This window comes from Jannaschia halovivens (assembly GCF_046452375.1).
Classification (GTDB): Bacteria; Pseudomonadota; Alphaproteobacteria; order Rhodobacterales; family Rhodobacteraceae; genus Jannaschia; species Jannaschia halovivens.
In genome coordinates this window covers 1,836,407-1,858,443 of the sequence record NZ_JBKFDJ010000001.1, presented here as the reverse complement: position 1 = coordinate 1,858,443, position 22,037 = coordinate 1,836,407, and the positions used below count along the sequence as shown (strand labels likewise).

Sequence of the window (22,037 nt, the reverse complement as noted above, 5' to 3'; positions counted from 1 at the left end):
CCCAGACGCTGTCGCCAGTTTGGGCGCGGCGGGTGCGCGCACCGCCCTTGTGCCGTGGTCGCCAGAGGCGGGTTTCGCCGCTAGGCTCGGGCGCGGGAGAGGATGGGGGAGACGGCGATGAGCTTTCAGCTTCAGGGCGAAGGACCGCAGATCTACGAGACGGTGCTGGTGCCGCTCTGGTTCGGGCGCTGGGCCGAGGCGCTGGTCGGGACGCTCGACCTCGCGGCGGATGCGCGGGTGCTCGACATCGCCTGCGGCACCGGCGTCACGACGCGGATGGTCCATGACGCGCTGGGCCCCGAGGGGCACGTCGTCGGGCTCGACAACAATGAAGGGATGCTGGTCACGGCGGCGGAGCTGGCCGAGGGACGCGACATCCGCTGGATCCACGCCGACGTCACGGGCAGCGGGCTGCCCTCGGGAAGCTTCGACGTGATCCTGTCGCAGCACGGCTATCACTACTTCCCCGACAAGCCCGCCGCCCTGCGCGAGTTTCGGCGGCTGCTTTCGCCCGGCGGTGCGATGGTGTTCTCGATCTGGGCGGGGCACAGCGCCTATACCGAGGCGCTCTGCGATGCCGTCGCCACGCATATCTCGGCCGAGGCCGCGGCGATGCAGCGCGCCCAGCGCGAGACCCCGACCGCCGAGGCCCTGGAGCGCGCGGTGCGCGATGCGGGATTCGAAGCGGTGTTGGTCACGCGGCAGAAGCTGGAGATCGACGTCCCCGCGCCCGAGACCTTCGTGCCACAGCATCTGCAGTCGATGCCGATCGCCGGGGCCTTTCTGGCCCTGCCCGAGGACAGGCGGGCCGCGTTGGTGGCGAGCGTCGCGGCAGCGATGGCCGACCATATCGAGGGCGACCGGATGACTTATGCCGACGCGGTGCACGTGGTGTCCGGGCGCGGTTGAGGCCCGACGGGCACAAGGCGGATCGGACCGGATCGCGGGCGCGGTTCGGCGGATCGGCGGCCCGCATCGGGGCGGCGCCACGGGGGCACCTGAAGGCCGGTCCGCCCGGCGTGTCGCGGGTGCGACACAGGGCCACCGGGGCCTTGCATCCGACCCGTCCGATATGGTCTTACCCCGGCCTAGGACGCAGGGGGGCGAAATCCGAACCGCCCCGATTCCGACAGACAGGACGTAAGAGAATGATCCACGCCCCGAAGGCCGCGCTCGCCGCCGTCACGCTCGCGCTCACCGCCATTCCCGCCGCCGCGCAGGGCTTCCTCGGCGACTTGCCGATCATCGGCACCCCGCAGGAGGGCGGCATCGGCTTTCAACCCGCCACCACGTCGCTGGCCGCCGAGATCCACTGGCTAGACGCTTTCCTTCTGGTGATCATCACGGTGATCGCGCTCTTCGTGACGGGCCTGCTGGCTTGGGTCGTCATCCGCTACAACCGCAAGTCCAACCCCGAGCCCGCGCGCTTCACGCACAACTCGCCGCTCGAGGTGACATGGACGGTGGTGCCGATCGTGATCCTCGTGGTCATCGGCGCCTTCTCCCTCCCGGTGCTGTTCGACCAGCAGCGCATTCCCGAGGGCGATGTGGTCGTGAAGGTCACGGGCTACCAGTGGTACTGGGATTACGAATACCCCGAAGAGGACGGCATCCAGTTCTCCAGCTACATGATCGGCGCGGATTCCGGGAACATGATGACCGAGGAGGTCTCGGCCCAGCTGCAGGAGGCCGGTTACTCGGACGACCAGTTCCTGCTGGCCACCGACACGTCGGTCGTCGTGCCCGTGGGTGCGACGGTCGTGATGCAGGTCACCGGCGGCGACGTCATCCACTCCTGGACGATCCCGTCCTTCGGCGTGAAGCAGGACGGCATTCCCGGCCGCCTCGCACAGCTGTGGTTCCGCGCCGAGCAGGAGGGCGTCTATTTCGGCCAGTGCTCGGAGCTCTGCGGTATCGCGCATGCCTACATGCCCATCACGGTGAAGGTCGTCTCGGACGAGGCGTATCAGGCGTGGCTTACGGCGATGAAGGCCGACGAGCTGGTCACCTGGTAAGCGCTTGACCGACGCCAGCCTCCATATCGCGACCCCGCGGCCCGCCTCCGACGAGGCGGGTCTGCGCGACTATTGGCAGCTTCTGAAGCCGCGCCTGATGTCGCTGTCGGTCTTCACCGCGCTGGTGGGCCTGCTCGTGGCACCGGGCAGCGTGCATCCCGTGCTGGGCGCGACCTCGATCCTCTGGATCGCGATCGGGGCGGGCGCGTCGGCCGCGCTCAACATGTGGTTCGATGCCGATATCGACCGGGTGATGAAGCGGACGCGCAAGCGCCCTATCCCCTCGGGCCGGGTCAGCCCCGGCGACGCGCTGGCGCTGGGCCTGTTCCTGACAGGCGTGTCGGCGGTCATGCTGGGCCTGACGGCGAACTGGGTCGCGGCGGGCTGGCTGGCCTTCACGATCTTCTTCTACGCGGTGATCTACTCGATGTGGCTCAAGCGCACGACGTCGTGGAACACCGTGATCGGCGGGCTGGCCGGTGCCTTCCCCCCGATGATCGGCTGGGCCGCGGCGACGGGTTCGACGCCGCTTGAGGCGTGGCTGCTGGTGGCGCTGATCTTCATGTGGACGCCGCCGCATTTCTGGGCGCTCGCGCTTTTCGTGAAGCTCGACTACCACGCCGCGCGCATCCCGATGCTGACCGTGACCCACGGCCGGACCGAGACGCGCCGTCAGACCTGGTTCTGGGCGCTCGGTCTTGCCGTGGTGTCGGTGTTCACGGCCACGACGGGCGTTGGCGGTCCGCTGACGCTGGCGGTGGCGCTGGGGCTGAACGCGGTGTTCCTGCGATACGCGTTCGCGGTCTGGCGTCGGACAGACGCAAATAGCGAGGCCGATGGCCACGCCGCCGAGAAGCGCCTCTTCAAGTGGTCGCTCGTCTATCTCTTCGTGCATTTCGCCGTGTTCGTGGCCGAGGCCGCGCTGCCCTTCGGAGGCTGGTGATGCAGGTCGAGCACGAGGTCCACAAGCGCAAGCGGACGAGCAATTTCGGCATCCTCGGCGTGCTCCTCGCGTTCATCGTGATCGTCTTCGGCATCACCGTGGCCAAGATCCAGACCGGCGGCTTCAGCGAAGGCTTCGACCATGTCGCGCGCCCGCAGCTGGTGCCCGGCCAGGCGGAGGCGTCGGAATGATGCGCTGGTGGCGGGACCTGACGGCGAATGGCCGCGTCGTGGCGCTGACGCTGGCGACGGTGATCGGGATGGGGTCGCTCGGCTGGGCGGCGGTGCCGCTCTACGATCTGTTCTGCCGGGTTACGGGCTATGGCGGCACGACCGCGCGGGCCGAGGCCGGGTCGGACGTGGTGCTGGACCAGACGGTCCTCGTGCGCTTCGACGCCTCGCGCGAGCGGGACATGCCGTGGGATTTCCGTCCCGAGCAGACCTCGATGGAGGTCCGCATCGGCGAGACGCACCTGGCGTTCTACGAGGCGACGAACCCGACCGATGCTCCGGTGGCCGGCACGGCCAGCTACAACGTGGCGCCCTATGCTGCGGGGTTGCACTTCGTGAAGATCGACTGCTTCTGCTTCGAGGAGCAGGTGCTGATGCCGGGCGAGACGATCTCGATGCCCGTGACCTTCTATGTCGATCCGGCGATCGTGGACGACCCGGAGGCGAAGGGTATCCCGGAGATCACGCTGTCCTACACGTTCCACGTCACGGACTTGCCAGATGAATACGCCGCGTTGCAGGACGACGACGCGGTGCGAACGACCAACTAGAGGGACGACCATGGCCCACGCCAAAAACCACGACTACCACATCCTGCCGCCCTCGATCTGGCCTTTAATCGGCGCCGTCTCGGGCTTCTTCATGCTCATCGGCGCGGTGCTGTGGATGAAGGGCTCGGGCCCGTGGCTTTTCGCGGCCGGGTTCGTCGGCGTCCTCGGCGTGATGTTCGCCTGGTGGTCCGACGTGGTGAAGGAATCGAACGCGGGCGATCACACGCCGGTCGTCCGCATCGGCCTGCGCTACGGCTTCATCTTCTTCATCATGTCCGAAGTGATGTTCTTCGCGGCATGGTTTTGGTCGTTCTTCAAGCACGCGATCTACCCGATGGGCCCCGAAAGCCCCGGCATCGACGGCGTCTGGCCGCCCGTGGGGATCGAGACCTTCGACCCCTGGCACCTGCCCCTGATCAACACGCTGATCCTGCTCTGCTCGGGGGCCGCGGCGACCTGGGCGCACCACGCCTTGGTCCACGAGAACAACCGCCAGGACATGAAGTGGGGCCTGATCCTCGCCATCGCACTGGGCGCGCTCTTCACGGGCTTCCAGATCTACGAGTACAGCCACGCGGCCTTCGGGTTCTCGGGCAATATCTACGGCGCCAACTTCTTCATGGCGACGGGCTTCCACGGGGTGCACGTCCTGATCGGAACGATCTTCCTCGCCGTGTGCCTCCTGCGGCTCCAGCAGGGGCATTTCACCCCGGCCAAGCATATCGGCTTCGAGGCGGCGGCCTGGTACTGGCACTTCGTCGACGTCGTCTGGCTCTTCCTCTTCGCGGCAGTCTACGTCTGGGGCGGCTGAGCCTCCGCCACGTCTGGCCATGCGCGGCGCGGGTTCTCCCGCGCCGCCTTTCGTTGGAGACCTCGACATGCGTCTGATCTTTCCCCTTGCGCTCGGGCTCATCGGCGGCGCCGTGCTGGTGGCGCTGGGCGTCTGGCAGCTCAACCGCGCCGAGGAGAAGGCCGCGACCATCGCCGCCATCGAGACGCGGCTCACCGAGGCGCCCGTAGCCCTGCCGATTGCGCCGCGCAGCCCGGCTGACCTCTACCTGCCCGTGGCGGTCGAAGGCGTCGTGGACGGGCCCGCGCTCGTGGTCTTCGACACCTGGCGCGGCTTCGGGGCGGGGGTGCGGGCGGTCGTGCGGTTGCGGGTCGGCGCGGCGTCGATCCCCGTCGATCTGGGCGCGCGGACCTGGGCGCCCGGCACCGACCCCCAGGACGCCGCCGCCGAAGTGCCTGCCACCGGCACGCGGCTTGTGGTCGAAGGCAATCTCGACTGGCCCGAGGACGAACGCGCGGCGATTTCGACGCCCCTGATCGTCGCCCGGAGCGTCACGCCCGCGACCGCCTTCACACCGATCCCCGTCTCATCCGAAGGCATCCCCGACAACCATCTCGGATACGCGATCCAATGGTTCGGCTTGGCGCTCGTCTGGCTGGGGATGACAGCGTTCCTGCTGTGGCGTATCACGCGCCGCACCGACTGAGAGAGCCACCGATGCGCTATGTCTCCACCCGTGGCGAGGCCCCCGTTCTGGGCTTCGAGGATACCATGCTGACCGGGCTCGCCCGCGACGGCGGTCTATACGTGCCCGAAGACCTGCCGGTGCTGTCCCAGGGCGACATCGCCGCGCTGGCGGGCCAGTCCTACGAGGAGGTCGCGCACCGGATCATGTGGCCCTTCGTCTCCGAGGCGTTCGCCGAGGATGACTTCGCCGACATGATCAGCCGCGCCTATGCGGGGTTCGGCCACGACGCCCGCGCGCCGCTGGTTCAGCTGGGGCCGAACCATCACCTGCTGGAGTTGTTCCACGGGCCGACGCTGGCCTTCAAGGACTTCGCGATGCAGCTCATCGGCCAGATGTTCGAGCATACGCTGACCCACCGGGGCGACCGCGTCACCATCGTGGGCGCCACGAGCGGCGACACGGGATCCGCGGCGATCGAGGCGTTCCGCGGCCTCGACGCGGTGGACGTCTTCATCATGTACCCCCATGGCCGCGTCTCGGAGGTGCAGCGCCGCCAGATGACCACGCCGACCGAGGGCAACGTCCACGCGCTGGCGCTGACGGGGCATTTCGACGACTGCCAGGCGCGCGTGAAGGACATGTTCAACGACTTTCCGTTCCGCGACCGGGTCGCGCTGGCCGGGGTCAACTCGATCAACTTCGCCCGCGTGCTGGCGCAGGTCGTCTACTACTTCACCGCCGCCACGGCGCTGGGCGCGCCGCACCGCCCGGTGTCTTTCACCGTGCCCACGGGCAATTTCGGCGATATCTTCGCGGGTCATATCGCCAAGCGGATGGGCCTGCCGATCGAGCAGCTGGTCGTGGCGACGAACCAGAACGACATCCTGCACCGCTGCCTGACGACCGGGGAATATCGCCCCGGCACGGTCGAGCCGTCGATCTCGCCCTCGATGGACATCCAGGTCAGCAGCAATTTTGAACGCGCGTTGCACGTCGCCTATGGCGGCGACGGTGCGGCCATCGCGCAGCTCATGAACGAGTTGAAGGATGGCGGGTTCTCGGTCAGCCAGGGCGCGCTCGAGGCGCTGCGCGAAACCTATGTGTCGGGCCGCGTCTCCGAGGCCGAGACCTCGCGCGCCATTTCGGACACCCTCGCACGGACGGGCGAACTCCTTTGTCCGCACACCGCCGTCGGCGTCGTGGTCGCCGAAGATCACCTCGGCCCCGCCCCGATGGTCACGCTTGCCACGGCGCACCCGGCCAAGTTCCCCGACGCCGTCGAGGCGGCGACGGGCATCCGGCCCGCCCTGCCGCCGCGGATGGGTGATCTCTTCGAGCGCGACGAGCGCGTCACCCGCGTCGAGAACGACCTCGCCGCCGTCGAGGCCGTGATCGAGGAGCGCCGCGCCGCATGACCGCCCGCCTGCACCGCCTGCCCAACGGCGTCCGCGTCGTCACCGAGCACATGCCCGGCCTACAATCTGCCAGCGTCGGTATCTGGGTCGGGGCGGGCGGTCGCCACGAGACCCCCGAGCAGAACGGCATCGCGCATTTCCTCGAGCACATGGCGTTCAAGGGCACGTCCCGGCGTTCGGCCTTGCAGATCGCCGAGGAGATCGAGGACGTGGGCGGCTACATCAACGCCTACACCTCGCGCGAGGTGACGGCCTATTACGCGCGGGTGCTGGCAAGCGACGTACCGCTCGCCGTGGACCTGATCGCGGATATCGTGCTGAACCCGATCTTCGACGCCGGCGAGATCGAGACCGAGCGCGGCGTCATCCTGCAGGAAATCGGTCAGGCGCTGGATACGCCCGACGACATCATCTTCGACTGGCTGCAGGAAGCGGCCTATCCCGAGCAGCCCATCGGCCGCACGATCCTCGGCCCGACCGAACGGGTCTCGGCCTTCGACCGCGCCGACCTGGAGCGCTTCACGGCGCAGCATTACGGCCCCGAGCAGATGATCCTGTCGGCGGCGGGGGCGGTCGATCACGACGCGCTGGTGCGGATGGCCGAGGATCTGTTCGGTCACCTCGAACCCACGCGGCCCGGCGCGGTCGAGATCGCGCGCTTCACCGGCGGCGAGGCGCGGCATGTCCGCGACCTCGAGCAGGCGCATATCGCGCTGGGCTTCGCGCAGCCGGGCTACCGCGACGACGACATCTACACCGCGCAGATCTTTGCGGGCGCGATGGGCGGCGGCATGTCCTCGCGGCTGTTCCAGGAGGCGCGCGAGAAGCGGGGCCTCTGCTACACGATCTTCGCCAGCGTCGGCGCCTATTCCGATACCGGCCTGCTGACCGTCTATGCTGGCACCGGCGAGGACGACTTGGCCGAACTGGCGCACCTCACGATGGACGAGCTCAAACGCGCCGCCGACGACATGACCGATGCCGAGATCGCGCGCGCGCGCGCCCAGATGAAGTCGGGGATGCTGATGGGGCTCGAGTCGCCGTCGAGCCGGGCCGAACGGCTCGCCCGCGTCGTCGCCGTCTGGGACCGCGTGCCGCCGCTGTCCGAGGCGATCGGACGGATCGACGCGGTGGATGTCGCCGCCGTCCGCGCCCATGCCGCCGCCCTGACGACGCAGGCCCCGGCGCTGGCGCTCTATGGCCCGGTCGAACGCGCGCCCGATGCGGGCACGCTGGCGCGCAGGCTCGCGGCGTGATGTTCGGGTCGTTCCGCAAGCCCCGGATCGAAACCGACCGCCTGATCATGCGCCTGCCCCAGCATGGCGACTACCGCGCCTGGGTGGGTCTGCGCGACGGCTCGGCGGCGTTCCTGCAACCGTGGGAGCCCGCTTGGGCGTCGGATCACCTGAGCCGGAAATCCTTCACCAACCGCGTCTACTGGGCGCAGCGCAGCCAGTCGCAGGGCACCGCGCTGGCGCTCTTCGTGACGCGCAAGACGGACGGGCAGCTTCTGGGCGCGATCACGCTCGACAACATCCGGCGCGGACCCTCGCAATCGGCGACGCTCGGCTACTGGATCGGCCAGCCCCACGCGCGGCAAGGCTACATGCGCGAGGCCATCGTGGCGCTGTCGCATCACGCGTTCCGCCGCCTCGACCTCAGCCGCCTCGAGGCCGCCTGTCTCGAGGAAAACGCGGCCTCGCGTGGCCTGCTGGAAAAGGCGGGGTTCAAATACGAGGGCGTCGCGCAGAGCTATCTCCAGATCGCGGGCCGATGGCGCAACCATGTGCTCTACGCGATGCTGCGCTCGGACCGGCGGGGCAAGGTCGAGGGCTGACCCCCCATCGATGTTCCCGAAATATGCCGGGGGTCCAGGGGGCGGCGCCCCCGGCTTCGGCCCCGTCATCGCGCCGCATTGGGCACCGCGCGCCTGCGTGCTACCCTTTTCGCCATGCGCCGCCTTCTCGTGCTCCTTTTCCTTCTGCCGACGCTGGCCCAGGCCCAGGACAGGCGGGCCAGCCACTGCATCGCCGTGGCCGAAGCGCCGGGCGTGGAGTATCTTCACCGCGCGTCCTACCGGGCACCGTTGCCCGACGAATTCACCGTCCGGCTGAACTATGTCGATCACGCGATGTTCCTGATCGAGACGGCGGGCGGTCTGCGCGCGATCACTGACTATTCGGGTTTCGCCGGGGCCATCGACACGCCCGACATCGTGACCATGAACCGCGCCCACATCACCCATTGGACGCCCGATCCCGACCCCGCGATCCCCCATGTCCTGCCCGGCTGGTCCGATCGCGTGGGCGAGCCGGTGGGCCATCACCTCGATCTCGGCGAGATGCTGGTCCGCTCCGTCTCGACCGATATCCGCGGCCGCGCCGGAGGGTTCGAGGAGAACGGCAATTCGATCTTCGTATTCGAGGTCGGCGGGCTCTGCATCGGGCATCTGGGGCATTTGCATCATGAACCCGATGCGGAAACCTATGCCGCGCTGGGGCGGCTCGACGTGGTGATGGCCCCCGTCGATGGCGGGCTGACGCTGGACCGGCCGACGCTCAAGCGGGTGCTCGACCGGCTCAGGTCCTCGGTCGTGATCCCGATGCATTGGTGGGGGCAAGGGTCGCTCGACCGGTTCCTATCGGACATGTCCGACAGCTTCGACGTCGAGGTGCGGCCCACCTCTTATATGGAGGTATCGCTCCGCAGCTTGCCGTCGCGGCCAACCATCGTCGTTCTGCGCCCCGCCTTCTTGTCGGAGCCCGAATGACACCCAGACCGGCCGATCCGGGCCCCGCGACCGGCGCCTTCGCCGACGACCTGCGCGCGCGCCTTCCGGCCGCTGTCTTCCGCGATCTCGAACCCCGCTACATCGAGGAGCCGCGGGGTCGCTATGTCGGCCGCGGCGGCCTGCTTCTCGCGCCCTCATCCACCGCCGAGGTCGCGACCATCGTCGCCGCCGCTCAGGCCGCCCGCGTCGGTATTGTCCCCTATGGCGGCGGCACCGGCCTCGTTGGGGGACAGGTCTCCGAGGATCTGCCCGACCCGGTGATCCTGTCACTGGAACGACTGTCAGAAATCCGGTCGGTCGATCCGTCTGAGAACGTCGCGGTGGTCGAGGCCGGCGCGATCCTGCAGCACGTCCAGGAGGCCGCCGAGGGCGTGGACCGCCTGTTCCCCCTCTCGATCGCATCGCAGGGCTCGGCCCGGATCGGCGGCATACTCTCGACCAATGCGGGCGGGGTGAATGTCCTGCGTTACGGCAACGCGCGCGATCTCTGCCTCGGGATCGAGGCGGTGCTCCCGGACGGCTCGATCCTGAACGGGCTGTCGCCCCTGCGGAAGAACAACACCGGCTACGATCTGCGCCACCTGCTGATCGGGGCCGAGGGGACGCTGGGCATCATCACCGCCGCCTCCCTCAAACTCCTGCCGCGCCCGGTCCAGACGGGGGCCGCGATTATCGTCGTGCCGGATCCCGACGCGGCCATCGCGCTTCTAAACCTCGCGCGGGACCGGATCGGCGAGGGGGTCTCGGCCTTCGAACTTCTGGGCGGCGAGGGACTGCGCTTCGTGGCCGAGCACATGCCGGATGTGCGCCGCCCGATGGGTGAGCCGGACTGGTCGGTCCTGATCGATCTCGGACTGGGCACCGCCGGCGATCCGCAGGCCGCGCTGGAAGGGCTGTTCGAGGCGGCGGCCGAGGCGGGGCTCGCGACCGACGGCACCATCGCGCAGTCCGAAGGGCAGCGCGCCGATTTCTGGCATCTGCGCGAGACGATCCCGCAGGCGAACCGCGCCGTGGGTGCCGTCAGCAGCCACGATATCAGCGTGCCCATCGCCGCGATCCCCGCCTTCATCGCCGAGGGGCCCGGCGTCCTGGCCGCGATCGGCGACTTCCGCATCAACTGCTTCGGGCATGTCGGCGACGGCAACCTGCACTACAACGTGTTCCCGCAGCCCGGGCGCAGCCGGGCGGATCACGAGCACCAGCGCGACGACATCAAGCGCGCCGTCCACGACCTGGTCCATCGATTCGGCGGATCGGTCAGCGCCGAGCACGGCGTCGGTCGGCTGAAGGTCGACGACCTCGAGCGCTACGTCGATCCGGTGAAGCTGGCGGCGATGCGCGCGATCAAGGACGCGCTGGATCCGGCGGGAATTATGAACCCCGGCGCGGTGTTACGCGCCCGCTAGACGCGAGGATCGCGCCCCCAGAACGAAGTACGCCTCGCCCTGGGGGAGGCGAGGCGCTGGGGGAATGGGTGGCCGTCTGCTAAGACCACACCCGAATATAGACAGCCAAAGGTTACCAAAAGGTTTACGCTTCGCGGCGCGAATGTGGCTATTCGCCGTCGAAATTGCAGAGCGTGTGCAGGTCCATGCCCATGCCTTCCAGTACGGCGCGCCCGCCCAGATCGGGCAGGTCGATCACGAAAGCGCATCCGACCACCTCGCATCCCAGCTTCTCCAGCAAGGCGATGCCCGCCCGCGCGGTCCCCCCGGTCGCGAGGAGATCGTCCACCAGAAGGACCCGCGCCCCCGCGGGCAGCGCGTCCTGATGCACCTCGACCGTCGCCTGCCCGTATTCCAGCGTGTAGTCCTGCGCGAAGACCGGTCCCGGCAGCTTGCCCTTCTTGCGGATCGGCACGAACCCGGTCCCGAGCTGATGCGCCACCGCGCCGCCGAGGATGAAGCCGCGCGCCTCGAGCCCGGCAACGGCGTCGATCCGCGTGCCCGCATAGGGCGCCAGCATCTGGTCGACGCAGAGCCGCATTCCCCGCGCATCCGCGAACAGGGTCGTCACGTCGCGGAACATGATCCCCTCGTGCGGGAAGTCGGGGATGGTCCGGATGTAGTCCCGGACGGTCTTCTGGTCTGGCATTCAGCTTCCTTCCGACGTGTCGGTGCCCGCGGGCGGATAGTGGCGGCGCAGCGCCATGGCGTCCTGGCCTTCGAGGCGCACGACGGAATTGCTGTCTTCGGAAAAGAGCGAGCGGCCATAGGCGGGCCCGCTGATATCCGTCATCAGGCCGAGGCCCTGCGTGATCTCTTCGAGGAGGACGGATGCGATCTCGCGGCGGCGCGCCTCGGCCGAAACGGCGATCAGCGCGTCGCGGATCTCGCCCCCCTTCGCGCGAAGCGCCACCCGGCCCAAGGGCAGCGTCGCGCCGTCGAGCGCGGGGACGCCGGTGTCGCGCATCACCTCGCCCGGCGGCGTAAGGACGATGTGGATGTCGATATCCGCGGGCCCGGCATCGGCCCGCGCCAACCGCAGGCCGATGCCCAAACCGTTGATCTGGGCGATCGCCGCCTCGAGCCCCTGGTTGAAGAGGGCCAGGCGCCAGGAGGGCAGGCCGGGCGGCACCGAGGCGAGCGCGATCGTGACCCCGCCGCGCTTGGCCTCGGGCCAACGGAGGAAGGGCTTGCGGCACTCGCCCCCCGGCGCGGCGGCGCAAGCCACGGCGCGGTAGAATTCCGTGTCGGTCATCGGCCCGGGTGCGGTAACGAATTCCTGCGCGCCCGCGGGCAGGGCGAGACAGCAGGCCAGAACGGCTCGGCGGATCACAAGACGCGCCCCGCCACCATGCGAAGCCGGTCGATCATGTCCGGATCGCGCGCCTCGGGCGCGGTCATGATCGCGTGGTTCAGCGCCCGGTCGCAGCCGGTGTCGCAGCCTGCGCGCAAATGCTCCGGCAGGGCCGCGACCATCGCGGCGGCCCGGTCCACGTTGCCGTGCAGCGTCTCGATTATATCGGTGATCTGGACCGAGCCATGGTCGGGATGCCAGCTGTCGTAATCGGTGACCATCGCGATCGAGGCGTAATGCAGTTCAGCCTCGCGGGCGAGCTTGGCTTCGGGCATGTTGGTCATCCCTATCACGTCGCAGCCCCAGTCTCGATAGAGCCGTGATTCGGCTAGGGTCGAGAATTGCGGACCTTCCATGGCCAGATAGGTGCCGCCCTCGTGGACCGTCGCGCCGCCCGCCCGCGCGGCCGCCGCGCATGCCGAGGACAGTGCCGCGCAGACCGGGTGCGCCGCGCTGACATGGGCGACGAGGCCGGGGCCGAAGAAGCTCTTGTCGCGGGCGAAGGTGCGGTCGACGAACTGGTCCACGACGACGAAATCGCCCGGCGCTATCGCGTCGCGGAACGATCCCACGGCCGAGACCGATACCAGATGCGTGACGCCCGCCCCTTTCAGCGCCGCGACATTGGCGCGGTAGGGCACGGAGGTCGGGCTGTGGACATGGCCGCGCCCGTGGCGGGGCAGGAAAACTGCCGGCATGTCGCCCAGCGCGCCGTGCAGGAGCGCGTCGGATGGCGGCCCCCACGGCGTGTCCGCCGCGCGCCATTCGCCATCCGCCAGACCCGGCACGCCATAGAGACCCGAGCCGCCGATGATCCCGATGGTGATGTCCGCCATGGTGCCTCTCCGCTGGCCCGCGCCCGAGACTGCCCCGCACGCAACGGAATCGCAACGCGCGCGCAGGGCCCCCTGTTGCATCGTGTCCTCGCCTGCTAAGGCCGCCCCAACCCCATCCCCCGAAAGTCCGACGTATGAGCCGATCCCTTCTGGCGCGCCTCGCCGACCGCTACGACGGCCCCGACCTGCGCGTCGCACCGACCTCCGTCCTCTCCCTGCCCGTGCTGCGCGTCGAAGTGCTGGCCGGGCTGACCGTGGCCCTCGCCCTCGTCCCCGAGGCAGTGGCCTTCGCCTTCGTCGCCGGTGTGAACCCGTTGGTCGGGCTCTATGCCGCGTTCATCGTGGGTCTGATCACCGCGCTGATCGGCGGGCGGCCGGGGATGATCTCGGGCGCGACGGGCGCGCTGGCCGTCGTGATGGTCAGCCTCGTGGCGGTACACGGGGTGGAATACCTTTTCGCGACGGTCGTGCTCATGGGGCTCTTGCAGATTTTCGCGGGGGTGATGCGCTGGGGCAAGTTCATCCGTCTCGTGCCGCATCCCGTCATGTTGGGCTTCGTCAACGGCCTGGCCATCGTCATCTTCCTTGCGCAGCTGACGCAGTTCCGCACGCCCGACGGCGCGTGGCTGCCCGCGGGCGACATCCTCCTGATGCTGGGTCTGATCGCGGTGACGATGGCGGTGATCTGGGGCTTGCCGAAGGTGACGAACCTGATCCCCGCACCGCTGGCCGGGATCGGCGTCACCGCGGCGCTGGTGATCGGACTGGGGCTGAGCACGCCGACGGTGGGCGATATGGCCTCCATCGCGGGCGGGCTTCCGGCCTTCCACATCCCGATGGTGCCGCTCAACTACGAGACGCTGACGATCATCCTGCCTTACGCGCTGATCCTCGCGGCGATCGGCCTGATCGAGAGCCTGCTGACGCTGAATCTCGTGGGAGAGATCACGGGCCAGCGGGGCGGCGCGTCGCAGGAATGCATCGCGCAAGGCGCGGCCAACACGGTGACCGGGTTCTTCGGCGGGATGGGCGGCTGCGCCATGATCGGCCAGTCGATGATCAACGTGAAATCCGGCGGACGGACGCGGATCTCGGGTATCTCGGCGGCGCTGTTCCTGCTGGCGTTCATCCTCGTGGCTGCGCCGCTGATCGAACGTATCCCGCTGGCCGCGCTGGTGGGCGTGATGTTCATGGTCGTAATCGGGACCTTCGCGTGGAATTCGATCAAGATCCTGACCCGCGTGCCGCGCATCGACGCCGTCGTCATCATCCTCGTGACCATCGTGACGGTGCTGACCGACCTCGCCATCGCGGTGGTCGTGGGCGTCATCGTCTCGGCGCTGGCCTATGCCTGGGAGAACGCGCGCCGTATCCGGGCCTCGACCTACGAGACCCCAGAAGGCGCGCGCGTCTACCAGGTGAACGGCCCGCTCTTCTTCGGGTCGGCCACGGGCTTCGTCGAGCTCTTCGATCCCGAGGCGGACCCGTCGGTCGTCATCGTGGACTTCGCCGAAAGCCGGGTCGCCGACCAGTCCGCGTTGCAGGCCATCGAGGCGGTTGCCGCGAAGTACGAGGCGGCGGGCAAGCGGATCGAGCTGCGCCACCTCAGCCGCGACTGCCATCGCCTGCTGACGAAGGCCGGGCACTTGATGGTCGACAGCGATGACGACCCCGATTACGCGATCGCCGCCAATTACGGCGTGCGGACCGGGATTCTCGAAGGCGGTCACTGACGCCGGGAGCCTAAGATCTTCGACGAAGATCTTGGGAAAGAGTTTTCGGTGAAAACTCTTGCGGCGGCGCGGGAGGGCGCGTGTCTCGCAGGGGAGGGGCGCCGGTTCGCGACATGACAGGTCGCGCCCGGACTTGTGCCGGCAGGGCAACGCGGATATCCGGGCCGGGACGGGTGGCAGAGATGACCCGTCTCCCCACATCGTCACCCGTCCCGAAAGGAAGCTGCGCGAATGCGTGCGCCCATGTCGTCCTCCGACCGCCTGATCCACTGGCTCGCCGCCCAAGAACAGCGGGCAAAATGGTTCGCGCTGGCGCTGGGCATCGCGAGCACCATCGCCATCGTCCAGAACTGGCATCCGTGGCCCATGATCCTGGGGCTGCCCTTCTGCACGATCTGGATCTTCTATGCCTGGCTGCACGGCGAGCGGCAGCTCAAGCTGATCAACCTGCTCTTCACCGCGCTCTACGTCTACGGCATCACCCGCTGGCTGGTGCTGGGCGCCTAGTCGTCCGGCCGCTGGAGCGAGAAGAGATCGCCGACCTTGGTGTAGTCGCGATACCCGAGCCGGGCGAGCGGCGCGAAGGTCGTCACGTCGAACCGGCCCTCGACGATGCAGTCGTCGCGCAGATGGATGCCGGTGACTTCACCGAACACCGCGAAATTCGCCGCGCCGGGCAGGGTCACGATCTGCGTCAGCTTGCATTCGAGCGTCGCGGGCGCGTCGGCCACGCGCGGCGCGTCGATCGTATCGCATTCCGCCTTGGGCACGCCCGCGACCGCGAATTCGTCGGTGCCGGCGGGATGCGCCCCCGACGAGACGTTCATGCGGTCGCGCGACGCGTATTCCACGATATTGACCGAGAAGACGCCGCTCTCGCGGATCTGCGCCACGCTGTCCTTGGTGCCGTCCCGGTCGTCCTTGGCGCTGGTCGAGGCGAACATCACCTGCGGCGGCACGTAGGCCACCGCGTTGAAGAAGCTGTAGGGCGCCAGGTTGTCGCCCAGCGCGCCGCGCGTTCCGATCCAGCCGATGGGGCGCGGCGAGACGACGGCGTTGAACGGGTTGTGGGGCAGGCCGTGGCCGTCCTCGGGGCGGTAGAACATCGCGGGTCTCCTTGGCGTCGCGCGAAGGACTAGCCGAGCCGCGCGACAGACGCCACAACCGGCGCCATGGAACTCTGCCGCGAGACACCCGAGGACGAATGGGAGGTCGAGGCGCTTCTCGACCTGTGCTTCGCGCCGGGCCGGACGGCGCTCTCGTCCTACCGGCTGCGCGACGGCGTCGCGGCGGCACGCGACCTCTGCCTCGTGGCGCGGGGGGCGGCGGGCGAGGTCGCGGGCGCGATCCGCTTCTGGCCGGTGCGGGTGGGGGCGCATGACGCGATGCTCCTGGGACCGGTCGCGATCCATCCGACGCGGCAGGGCGAGGGGCTGGGCGCCTATCTCATCCAATCGGGTCTGGACCGCGCGGCGGTGGCGGGCGTCGACCGGGTCCTGCTGGTCGGGGATGTGCCCTATTACGGGCGGTTCGGCTTCGCGCCGCTGGCGGGCGTGACCATGCCGCCGCCGACGAACCCGGCGCGGGTGCTGGGCTGCTGGGATTGGGACGGCGTGACGGGCGAGGTCGTACGGGCCTTGCCCTGACGCCCGGCGCCCCCACATCCTGTGGCATGATGAAGCCGCAGACCGAACAGATTTTTCCGCCGCTCGACCGCGAGGCCGAGCTCGACCGTCTCGCCGCCGCCATGCGCGGGGCCTCCGGCGTCGGCCTGCAACTGCTGTCGCTGATCGGGACGCAGGCCGAGAGCATGATCGACATGCTGCCGCAATCGGTCCGCTCCGGGTTGGAAAAGGCCACCGCCGCCGCGCTGGAGCAGTCGTTTTCCGCCGCCGCGGCGTCGCGCGGCCGGATCGCGGACGGGTCGGACTGGCTGACCCGGGCGATCACGGTGGGCACGGGTGCTGCGGGGGGATTCGGTGGTCTGCCCTCGGCGCTGGCCGAGCTTCCCGTGACCACCACGCTGATCCTGCGCGCGATCCAGTCCATCGCGGACGAGCACGGTTTCGATCCCGCGCGTCCCGAGATCCGCGCCGCCTGCCTGCGGGTCTTCGCCGCCGCCGGCCCGCTCGACGATGACGACGGGACGGATCTGAGCTTTCTGACCATGCGCCTGACGGTAACCGGCAGCGCGATCCACGGCCTGATCGCAAAGGTCGCCCCGCGCCTCGCCATTCCGCTCGGCCAGAAGCTCGCCGCGCAGGCCGTGCCCGTCATCGGGGCCGCCGCCGGGGCCGCGACGAACTACATCTACACCTCCTACTACCAGGAGGTGGCGCGCGTGCAGTTCGGCCTGATGCGCTTGGCCGAGAGCACGGGCGAGGACATGGATGTCCTGACCGCCGAGCTGCGGGTGCGCCTGAAGGCCTGACGGGGATTCCCCCGGCGCGACGTTCGTGGTGGAAGGGTGCGACCCGTTCCCGAGGCGCGCCCATGCCCGACCGAAAGCCCCACATCCTCCTGATCTCGCCCTTCATGTCGGGCGAGGCCACGGGTGAGGCCTTCATCGCCTTCCGCTGGGCCGAGGCGCTGGCCCCGCTGGTCGACCTGACCGTCGCCGCCTTCGAGAGCCCCGGCCACAGGCCGCTGGCCGCCCAGCTGCCCGGTGCGCGGGCGGTGACCTGGGTCCTGCCGCGCGCGTTGCGGCGGCACACGCGGCTGGGCGCGATGCTGAAGCCCGAATGGCCGGTCTTCGCGCGGCATGTCCGGCGGCATCTGGCGGGGGCAGAATACGACCTGACCCATCAGATCATGCCCCAGGGGATGCGCTATGCCGTGCCGCTGCGCCATGGGCGCGCGCCCTTCGTGGTGGGTCCGCTGGGCGGCTCGCTGCCGACCCCGCCGGCCTTCGCCCACGAGGTCGCGCCGCCCGGTTGGTTCGCCCGTCTCCGCGCGCTGGACGGGCTGCGCCTGCGCCATGATTCGACTCTGCGGGCGAGCTATCGCGAGGCGGCGCTGATCCTCGGGGTCGCGCCATATGTGCGGGACGCGCTGGAAGCGGCCGGGATCGCGCCGCGCGCCTATGCGGACGTGCTGGAACTGGGGATCGACGACGTGGCGCCGCCCCGGATCGCGCGAGGAGACGGCGAAATCCGGCTCCTGCATGTCGGACGTGGCGTGCGGACCAAGGGCCTGCGCGATGCCGTCCGGGCGATGGCGCGCGTGGACGACCCGCGCCTGCGGCTGATCTCGGCCGGGGACGGGCCGGAGCTGCCCGAATGCCGCGCCGAGGCCGATCGCCTGGGGATCGCGGACCGGGTGACGTTCCACGGGCTGATCCCCCGCGCCGAGGTCGAGACGCTCTATGCCGAGGCCGATATCTTCGTCTTCCCGAGCTTCCGCGAGCCTGCGGGCAATGTCGTATACGAGGCGATGCGCTGGGGCCTGCCGATGATCGTCGCGGATGCCGGGGGGCCGGGTGCGTTTCTCGGTGACGACGCGGCGATCAAGGTGCCGGTGACCGATCCCGACCGGTTCGCGGGCGACATCGCGGCGGCAATCGGCAGGCTTGCAGCCGATCCCGAGGCGCGCGCGCGGCTGGGGCAGGCGGCGCGGGCGCAGGTGCTGCGCGACGGGCTTTGGCCGGCCAAGGCCGTCGATCTGGCGCGCCGCTACCGCGAGATCATCGCTGCGGGCTGAGCCTCAGGTCGCCGGGGTGTCTTGGCTGAAGATGTTGGTCCATCCGCCGCTTGCGCGCCGCCAGATCGAGGAGACCCACATCGCCTCGGAGGCCGCACCCGGTCGTGCGAAGGTCGCGCGGTAGGTCAGGAGGGCGACGTCTCCGCCGAGCGGCACCACCCGCGCCTCGGTCAGCGCGTAGGCGGCGACGGTCGGCCCGTCGGCGAGTTTTCCGACATGGCCGTCCCAGCCCGAGGGGCCTTCGGGATAGACCCCGAGGAACGCGGGATCGAGCGCCGCGCGATCCGCCGCCGCGTCCCCCGCGACGAGCGCGTCCCAGACGCCGCGCTCCGCTGCCAGAAGGTCGTCCAGAAGGTCTTCGGTGTCCGGCGGGTCGAGGCGGTCCAGAAGCGTCTCCAGCGCGTCGAGATCGGGGCCGTCGAACTGCCCGAAGCCCTGCATCCAGACACTCGCGGCGCGCAGCGCGTCCGGCTCCAGCTTGCACCAGACGACGCGGCCGCGTCGTTCCTGCGCGATGAGCCCGGCGCGGGCCAGCGCGCCCAGGTGCTTTGACACCGCCGCAAGCGAGATATCGAACCCGGCGGCCACGTCCGTTACCGCCATGTCGTCCTCGAGCAGCATCGCAAGGATGCGCCGTCGCGTGGGATCGGCGAGCGCCGCGAAGACCGGGGAGAGGGTGTCCGTCATGGAGGGCTGGGTGACGGGACGGGTGCGTGGCGTCAAGAACGTTCAACCGCGGCGTTGAATGTCGGGGGATCGCGGCGAGGTCGGCAGGGTCTCCGAGGACTACCTGCAAAATACGGATACGTAACGATAATCGAACGCCCGGAGGCCGCGTTGACTCGGGTCGCCCCCCATCCTATCCACCAGCTCGACATCCGTGGGGTTTCCATGTCCGACGACGACGCCGATCGCCTGAAGGCTCTCGAGGCCAAGCTGGCCGCCAAGCGTCCGCCCGAGGAGAAGGACCACATGGAGGAGCACTACTCCCAGGCGCAGTTGGCGTGGCGGATGGTGATCGAACTCGTCGCCGGTCTCGGGATCGGCTTCGGCATCGGATACGGCCTCGACGCCCTGCTGGGAACCCAGCCCTGGCTGATGGTCGTGTTCACGCTCCTGGGCTTCGCGGCCGGGGTGAAGACGATGATCTCCTCGGCGCAGGAGATGCAGGGCAAGCTGTCGGTTTCGGCGGCGTTGAAGGAACCGGGCGCCGGCGCGCCCAAGGACGAGGGCGATCATGGCTGAACCGACCGAAGGCGGGCTGTCCTTCCACCCGATGGACCAGTTCATCGTCAAGCCGCTTTTCGGCGAGGCGGGCGATCCCGTGGCGTGGTACACGATCACCAACGCGACGTTCTGGATGGCGCTGACGGTGGTCTGCGTGCTGCTCCTGCTGGTGCTGGGCACCCGCGGCCGCGGCATCGTCCCGAGCCGCATCCAGTCGATCGCCGAACTGGCCTACGGCTTCGTCTACAAGATGATCGAGGACGTGACCGGCAAGGACGCGGTGAAGTACTTCCCCTACATCTTCACGCTGTTCCTCTTCATCCTCTTCTCGAACTTCCTCGCGCTGATCCCGATGTCGTTCTCGCCGACCAGCCAGATCGCCGTGACGGCGGTGCTGGGCTTCGGCGTATTCTTCGCGGTGACGATCCTCGGCTTCGTCAAGAATGGTGCCTCGTTCCTGTCGCTCTTCTGGGTCTCGTCCGCGCCGCTGGCGCTGCGCCCGATCCTCGCCGTGATCGAGATCATCTCGTATTTCGTGCGTCCGGTCAGCCACTCCATTCGTCTGGCGGGCAACATCATGGCGGGCCACGCGGTGCTGAAGGTCTTCGCGACCTTTGCCGCCCTCGTCGCGGTCGCGCCGCTCTCGCTCTTCGGGATCGTCGCGATCTACGGGCTCGAGGTGCTGGTCTCCGCGATCCAGGCCTACGTCTTCACGATCCTGACCTGCGTGTACCTGAAGGACGCGCTGCATCCCCATCACTGAGGTAACGGTGCCGCCGCGCGGCGCCCTACGAAACGCCTAAACTTCCCATCGTAAGGAGATACCCCCATGGAAGGCGACATCATCGTTCTGGCCGACACCGGCAAATTCATCGGCGCAGGCCTGGCCGCGATCGGCTCCGGCGCCGCCGCCATCGGTGTGGGCAACGTGGCCGGCAACTTTCTCGCCGGCGCCCTGCGCAACCCCTCCGCCGCGGGCGGACAGACCGCCACGCTCTTCATCGGCATCGCGTTCGCCGAAGCCCTCGGCATCTTCGCCTTCCTGGTGTCGCTGCTGCTGATGTTCGCCGTCTAAGACCGGCGACGACACGATCCTTACGAGCAGGCGGGGGGCTCTGACGCCCCTCGCCAGCCCGCGCCACCCCAGACCGGACGGATTCCGACATGGCCACCGAACCCATCGACCTCGAACTCGCGGGCCTCTGCGTCAACAGCGTCGGCAATGCCATCGGCATGCCGCAGCTCTGCACCGAGTGGTTCGGCAACCAGATCTTCTGGCTGATCGTCACGCTCGTGGCCATCTACCTGATCCTGACCAAGATCGCCCTGCCGCGCCTCGGCGCCGTGCTGGCGGAACGGTCGGGCACCATATCCAACGACCTCGCCGCAGCCGAAGACCTCAACCGGCAGGCCCGCGATGCCGAGACCGCCTATGAGCAGGCGCTGGCCGATGCCCGTGCCGAAGCGCAGCGCATCTCGGCCGAGGCCCGCGCCGAGATCAAGGACGACCTCGACGCCGCCATCGCAAAGGCGGACGAGCAGATCGCCGAAAAGACCGCCGAAAGCGAGGCGCAGATCTCCGAGATCCGCGCCGGTGCCGCCGCGTCCGTGACCGAGGTCGCGCGCGACGTGGCCGCCGAGATCGTCGAGGCGCTGGGCGGCAAGGCCGACCGGTCCGCGATCGACGCCGCCGTCGACAGCCGCGTGAAGGGGGCCTGATCCGATGCGCATCTTCCTGACCACAGCCGCCGCCCTGGCCGCGACACCCGCGCTGGCCGCCTCCGGCCCGTTCTTCAGCCTCGGGAACACCGATTTCGTCGTCACGATCGGCTTCCTGATCTTCGTGGGCATCATCCTCTACTTCAAGGTGCCCTCCAAGCTGATGGGGATGCTCGACACCCGCGCGGCCGGCATCCAGAAGGATCTCGACGAGGCCCGCGCACTGCGCGAAGAGGCGCAGACGCTGCTGGCCTCCTACGAGCGCAAGACCCGCGAAGCCCAGACCCAGGCCGACGAGATCGTGGCCACCGCCCGCGCCGAGGCGCAGGCCACCGCCGACCAGGCGCGCGTCGACCTCGATGCGTCCGTACAGCGTCGCCTCGCCGCCGCGATCGACCAGATCGACAGTGCGCGCAACGCCGCCGTCAAGGAGGTCCGGGACCGGGCCATCGCCGTCGCGACCGCCGCGGCGGGCGAGGTCGTCGCCAAGCAGCTCACCGCCTCCGATGCCGACACGCTGATCGACCAGTCGATCGAAACGGTATCCGCCAAGCTACACTGACCCCGCGTCGCACACGTACCGGGTCGGGGCGTCCTTCGG

General features: G+C 69.0%; 26 protein-coding genes and 2 pseudogenes. 22 read left to right on the top strand and 6 right to left on the bottom strand.

The genetic code is table 11. The annotated features are described in order from the left end of the window. Nucleotides 1–117 precede the first annotated feature (117 nt). From ACK8OR_RS09455 to ACK8OR_RS09400, 12 genes are all read left to right on the top strand, one after another. Entirely contained in the window at nt 118–909 is a 792-nt protein-coding gene (locus ACK8OR_RS09455) for a class I SAM-dependent methyltransferase (RefSeq protein WP_410189149.1), read from the top strand. 239 nt (nt 910–1,148) lie between these two features. After that, a complete protein-coding gene (gene coxB, locus ACK8OR_RS09450) occupies nt 1,149–2,015 on the top strand; it encodes a cytochrome c oxidase subunit II (RefSeq protein WP_410189148.1) in 867 nt (288 codons plus the stop codon). 4 nt (nt 2,016–2,019) lie between these two features. Then, complete coding sequence (cyoE, locus tag ACK8OR_RS09445; protein ID WP_410189147.1) at nt 2,020–2,958, top strand: heme o synthase; 939 nt, start codon at nt 2,020–2,022, stop codon at nt 2,956–2,958. Further along, nucleotides 2,958–3,149 (top strand): hypothetical protein, encoded by a 192-nt coding sequence (locus tag ACK8OR_RS09440; protein ID WP_410189146.1) that lies wholly within the window; start codon nt 2,958–2,960, stop codon nt 3,147–3,149. Before cyoE ends, ACK8OR_RS09440 begins: the two co-directional genes overlap by 1 nt. Then, complete coding sequence (locus ACK8OR_RS09435; RefSeq protein WP_410189887.1) at nt 3,149–3,739, top strand: cytochrome c oxidase assembly protein; 591 nt, start codon at nt 3,149–3,151, stop codon at nt 3,737–3,739. Before ACK8OR_RS09440 ends, ACK8OR_RS09435 begins: the two co-directional genes overlap by 1 nt. A gap of 10 nt (nt 3,740–3,749) precedes the next feature. After that, nucleotides 3,750–4,550 carry a cytochrome c oxidase subunit 3 gene (locus tag ACK8OR_RS09430; protein ID WP_410189145.1) on the top strand — a complete coding sequence of 267 codons (801 nt, stop codon included), beginning with the start codon at nt 3,750–3,752 and terminating at the stop codon, nt 4,548–4,550. 67 nt (nt 4,551–4,617) lie between these two features. Next, nucleotides 4,618–5,235 carry an SURF1 family protein gene (locus ACK8OR_RS09425; RefSeq protein ID WP_410189144.1) on the top strand — a complete coding sequence of 206 codons (618 nt, stop codon included), beginning with the start codon at nt 4,618–4,620 and terminating at the stop codon, nt 5,233–5,235. Between the two features lie 11 nt (nt 5,236–5,246). Continuing rightward, nucleotides 5,247–6,632 carry a threonine synthase gene (gene thrC, locus ACK8OR_RS09420; protein ID WP_410189143.1) on the top strand — a complete coding sequence of 462 codons (1,386 nt, stop codon included), beginning with the start codon at nt 5,247–5,249 and terminating at the stop codon, nt 6,630–6,632. Next, the gene (locus tag ACK8OR_RS09415; protein WP_410189142.1) at nt 6,629–7,888 is read left to right on the top strand and encodes a M16 family metallopeptidase; all 1,260 of its coding nucleotides are present in this window, start codon (nt 6,629–6,631) and stop codon (nt 7,886–7,888) included. Before thrC ends, ACK8OR_RS09415 begins: the two co-directional genes overlap by 4 nt. Further along, nucleotides 7,888–8,469 (top strand): GNAT family N-acetyltransferase, encoded by a 582-nt coding sequence (locus ACK8OR_RS09410; RefSeq protein WP_298436072.1) that lies wholly within the window; start codon nt 7,888–7,890, stop codon nt 8,467–8,469. The genes ACK8OR_RS09415 and ACK8OR_RS09410 overlap by 1 nt, the downstream gene beginning before the upstream one ends. A 114-nt stretch (nt 8,470–8,583) precedes the next feature. Continuing rightward, a complete protein-coding gene (locus ACK8OR_RS09405) occupies nt 8,584–9,402 on the top strand; it encodes an MBL fold metallo-hydrolase (RefSeq protein ID WP_410189141.1) in 819 nt (272 codons plus the stop codon). Continuing rightward, on the top strand, nt 9,399–10,829 hold the full coding sequence (locus ACK8OR_RS09400; protein WP_410189140.1) for an FAD-binding oxidoreductase: 1,431 nt from the start codon (nt 9,399–9,401) through the stop codon (nt 10,827–10,829). Before ACK8OR_RS09405 ends, ACK8OR_RS09400 begins: the two co-directional genes overlap by 4 nt. A 148-nt stretch (nt 10,830–10,977) precedes the next feature. Here ACK8OR_RS09400 and ACK8OR_RS09395 read toward each other — a convergent pair whose 3' ends face one another. From ACK8OR_RS09395 to ACK8OR_RS09385, 3 genes are read right to left on the bottom strand one after another with little or no spacing between them, the layout of a single operon-like run. Next, nucleotides 10,978–11,517: an adenine phosphoribosyltransferase gene (locus ACK8OR_RS09395; protein ID WP_298436064.1), complete on the bottom strand. Its 540-nt coding sequence runs from the start codon at nt 11,515–11,517 to the stop codon at nt 10,978–10,980. Next, nucleotides 11,518–12,201 (bottom strand): DUF2927 domain-containing protein, encoded by a 684-nt coding sequence (locus ACK8OR_RS09390; protein WP_410189139.1) that lies wholly within the window; start codon nt 12,199–12,201, stop codon nt 11,518–11,520. Then, on the bottom strand, nt 12,198–13,058 hold the full coding sequence (locus ACK8OR_RS09385; RefSeq protein ID WP_410189138.1) for an S-methyl-5'-thioadenosine phosphorylase: 861 nt from the start codon (nt 13,056–13,058) through the stop codon (nt 12,198–12,200). Before ACK8OR_RS09385 ends, ACK8OR_RS09390 begins: the two co-directional genes overlap by 4 nt. 134 nt (nt 13,059–13,192) lie before the next feature. Between ACK8OR_RS09385 and ACK8OR_RS09380 the strand changes: the two genes are divergently transcribed. After that, nucleotides 13,193–14,791 carry a SulP family inorganic anion transporter gene (locus ACK8OR_RS09380; RefSeq protein WP_410189137.1) on the top strand — a complete coding sequence of 533 codons (1,599 nt, stop codon included), beginning with the start codon at nt 13,193–13,195 and terminating at the stop codon, nt 14,789–14,791. A gap of 231 nt (nt 14,792–15,022) precedes the next feature. Beyond that, entirely contained in the window at nt 15,023–15,298 is a 276-nt protein-coding gene (locus ACK8OR_RS09375; protein ID WP_410189136.1) for a peptidase, read from the top strand. Here the strand turns inward: ACK8OR_RS09375 and ACK8OR_RS09370 are convergent. Then, nucleotides 15,295–15,897 (bottom strand): flavin reductase family protein, encoded by a 603-nt coding sequence (locus ACK8OR_RS09370; protein ID WP_410189135.1) that lies wholly within the window; start codon nt 15,895–15,897, stop codon nt 15,295–15,297. The genes ACK8OR_RS09375 and ACK8OR_RS09370 overlap by 4 nt on opposite strands. A gap of 66 nt (nt 15,898–15,963) precedes the next feature. On the opposite strand from ACK8OR_RS09370, the gene ACK8OR_RS09365 reads away from it, so the two are divergent. From ACK8OR_RS09365 to ACK8OR_RS09355, 3 genes are all read left to right on the top strand, one after another. Continuing rightward, nucleotides 15,964–16,437, top strand: a complete 474-nt coding sequence (locus tag ACK8OR_RS09365) for a GNAT family N-acetyltransferase (protein ID WP_410189134.1) — start codon at nt 15,964–15,966, stop codon at nt 16,435–16,437. 26 nt (nt 16,438–16,463) lie between these two features. Continuing rightward, nucleotides 16,464–17,222 carry an EcsC family protein gene (locus ACK8OR_RS09360; RefSeq protein WP_410189133.1) on the top strand — a complete coding sequence of 253 codons (759 nt, stop codon included), beginning with the start codon at nt 16,464–16,466 and terminating at the stop codon, nt 17,220–17,222. A 62-nt stretch (nt 17,223–17,284) separates the two neighbouring features. Then, nucleotides 17,285–18,490, top strand: coding sequence for a glycosyltransferase family 4 protein (locus ACK8OR_RS09355; RefSeq protein ID WP_410189132.1), 1,206 nt, complete (start codon nt 17,285–17,287; stop codon nt 18,488–18,490). Nucleotides 18,491–18,493: 3 nt separating this feature from the next. On the opposite strand, the pseudogene ACK8OR_RS09350 reads toward ACK8OR_RS09355, so the two are convergent. Beyond that, nucleotides 18,494–18,820, bottom strand: a pseudogene (locus ACK8OR_RS09350) (DUF4440 domain-containing protein); the annotation flags it as partial. A gap of 51 nt (nt 18,821–18,871) precedes the next feature. Next, nucleotides 18,872–19,177: pseudogene (locus tag ACK8OR_RS09345) on the bottom strand (ArsR/SmtB family transcription factor); the annotation flags it as partial. 204 nt (nt 19,178–19,381) lie between these two features. Here ACK8OR_RS09345 and ACK8OR_RS09340 point away from each other — a divergent pair. The 5 genes from ACK8OR_RS09340 (at nt 19,382) to ACK8OR_RS09320 (ending at nt 21,998) form a co-directional block, all read left to right on the top strand. Next, entirely contained in the window at nt 19,382–19,735 is a 354-nt protein-coding gene (locus ACK8OR_RS09340; RefSeq protein ID WP_410189131.1) for an AtpZ/AtpI family protein, read from the top strand. Next, the gene (locus tag ACK8OR_RS09335) at nt 19,728–20,480 is read left to right on the top strand and encodes a F0F1 ATP synthase subunit A (protein WP_410189130.1); all 753 of its coding nucleotides are present in this window, start codon (nt 19,728–19,730) and stop codon (nt 20,478–20,480) included. The genes ACK8OR_RS09340 and ACK8OR_RS09335 overlap by 8 nt, the downstream gene beginning before the upstream one ends. A 66-nt stretch (nt 20,481–20,546) precedes the next feature. After that, nucleotides 20,547–20,792: a F0F1 ATP synthase subunit C gene (locus tag ACK8OR_RS09330; RefSeq protein ID WP_298436031.1), complete on the top strand. Its 246-nt coding sequence runs from the start codon at nt 20,547–20,549 to the stop codon at nt 20,790–20,792. 89 nt (nt 20,793–20,881) lie between these two features. After that, nucleotides 20,882–21,436, top strand: a complete 555-nt coding sequence (locus ACK8OR_RS09325) for a F0F1 ATP synthase subunit B' (protein ID WP_410189129.1) — start codon at nt 20,882–20,884, stop codon at nt 21,434–21,436. 4 nt (nt 21,437–21,440) lie between these two features. Next, nucleotides 21,441–21,998 carry a F0F1 ATP synthase subunit B gene (locus ACK8OR_RS09320; RefSeq protein WP_410189128.1) on the top strand — a complete coding sequence of 186 codons (558 nt, stop codon included), beginning with the start codon at nt 21,441–21,443 and terminating at the stop codon, nt 21,996–21,998. Nucleotides 21,999–22,037 lie beyond the last annotated feature (39 nt).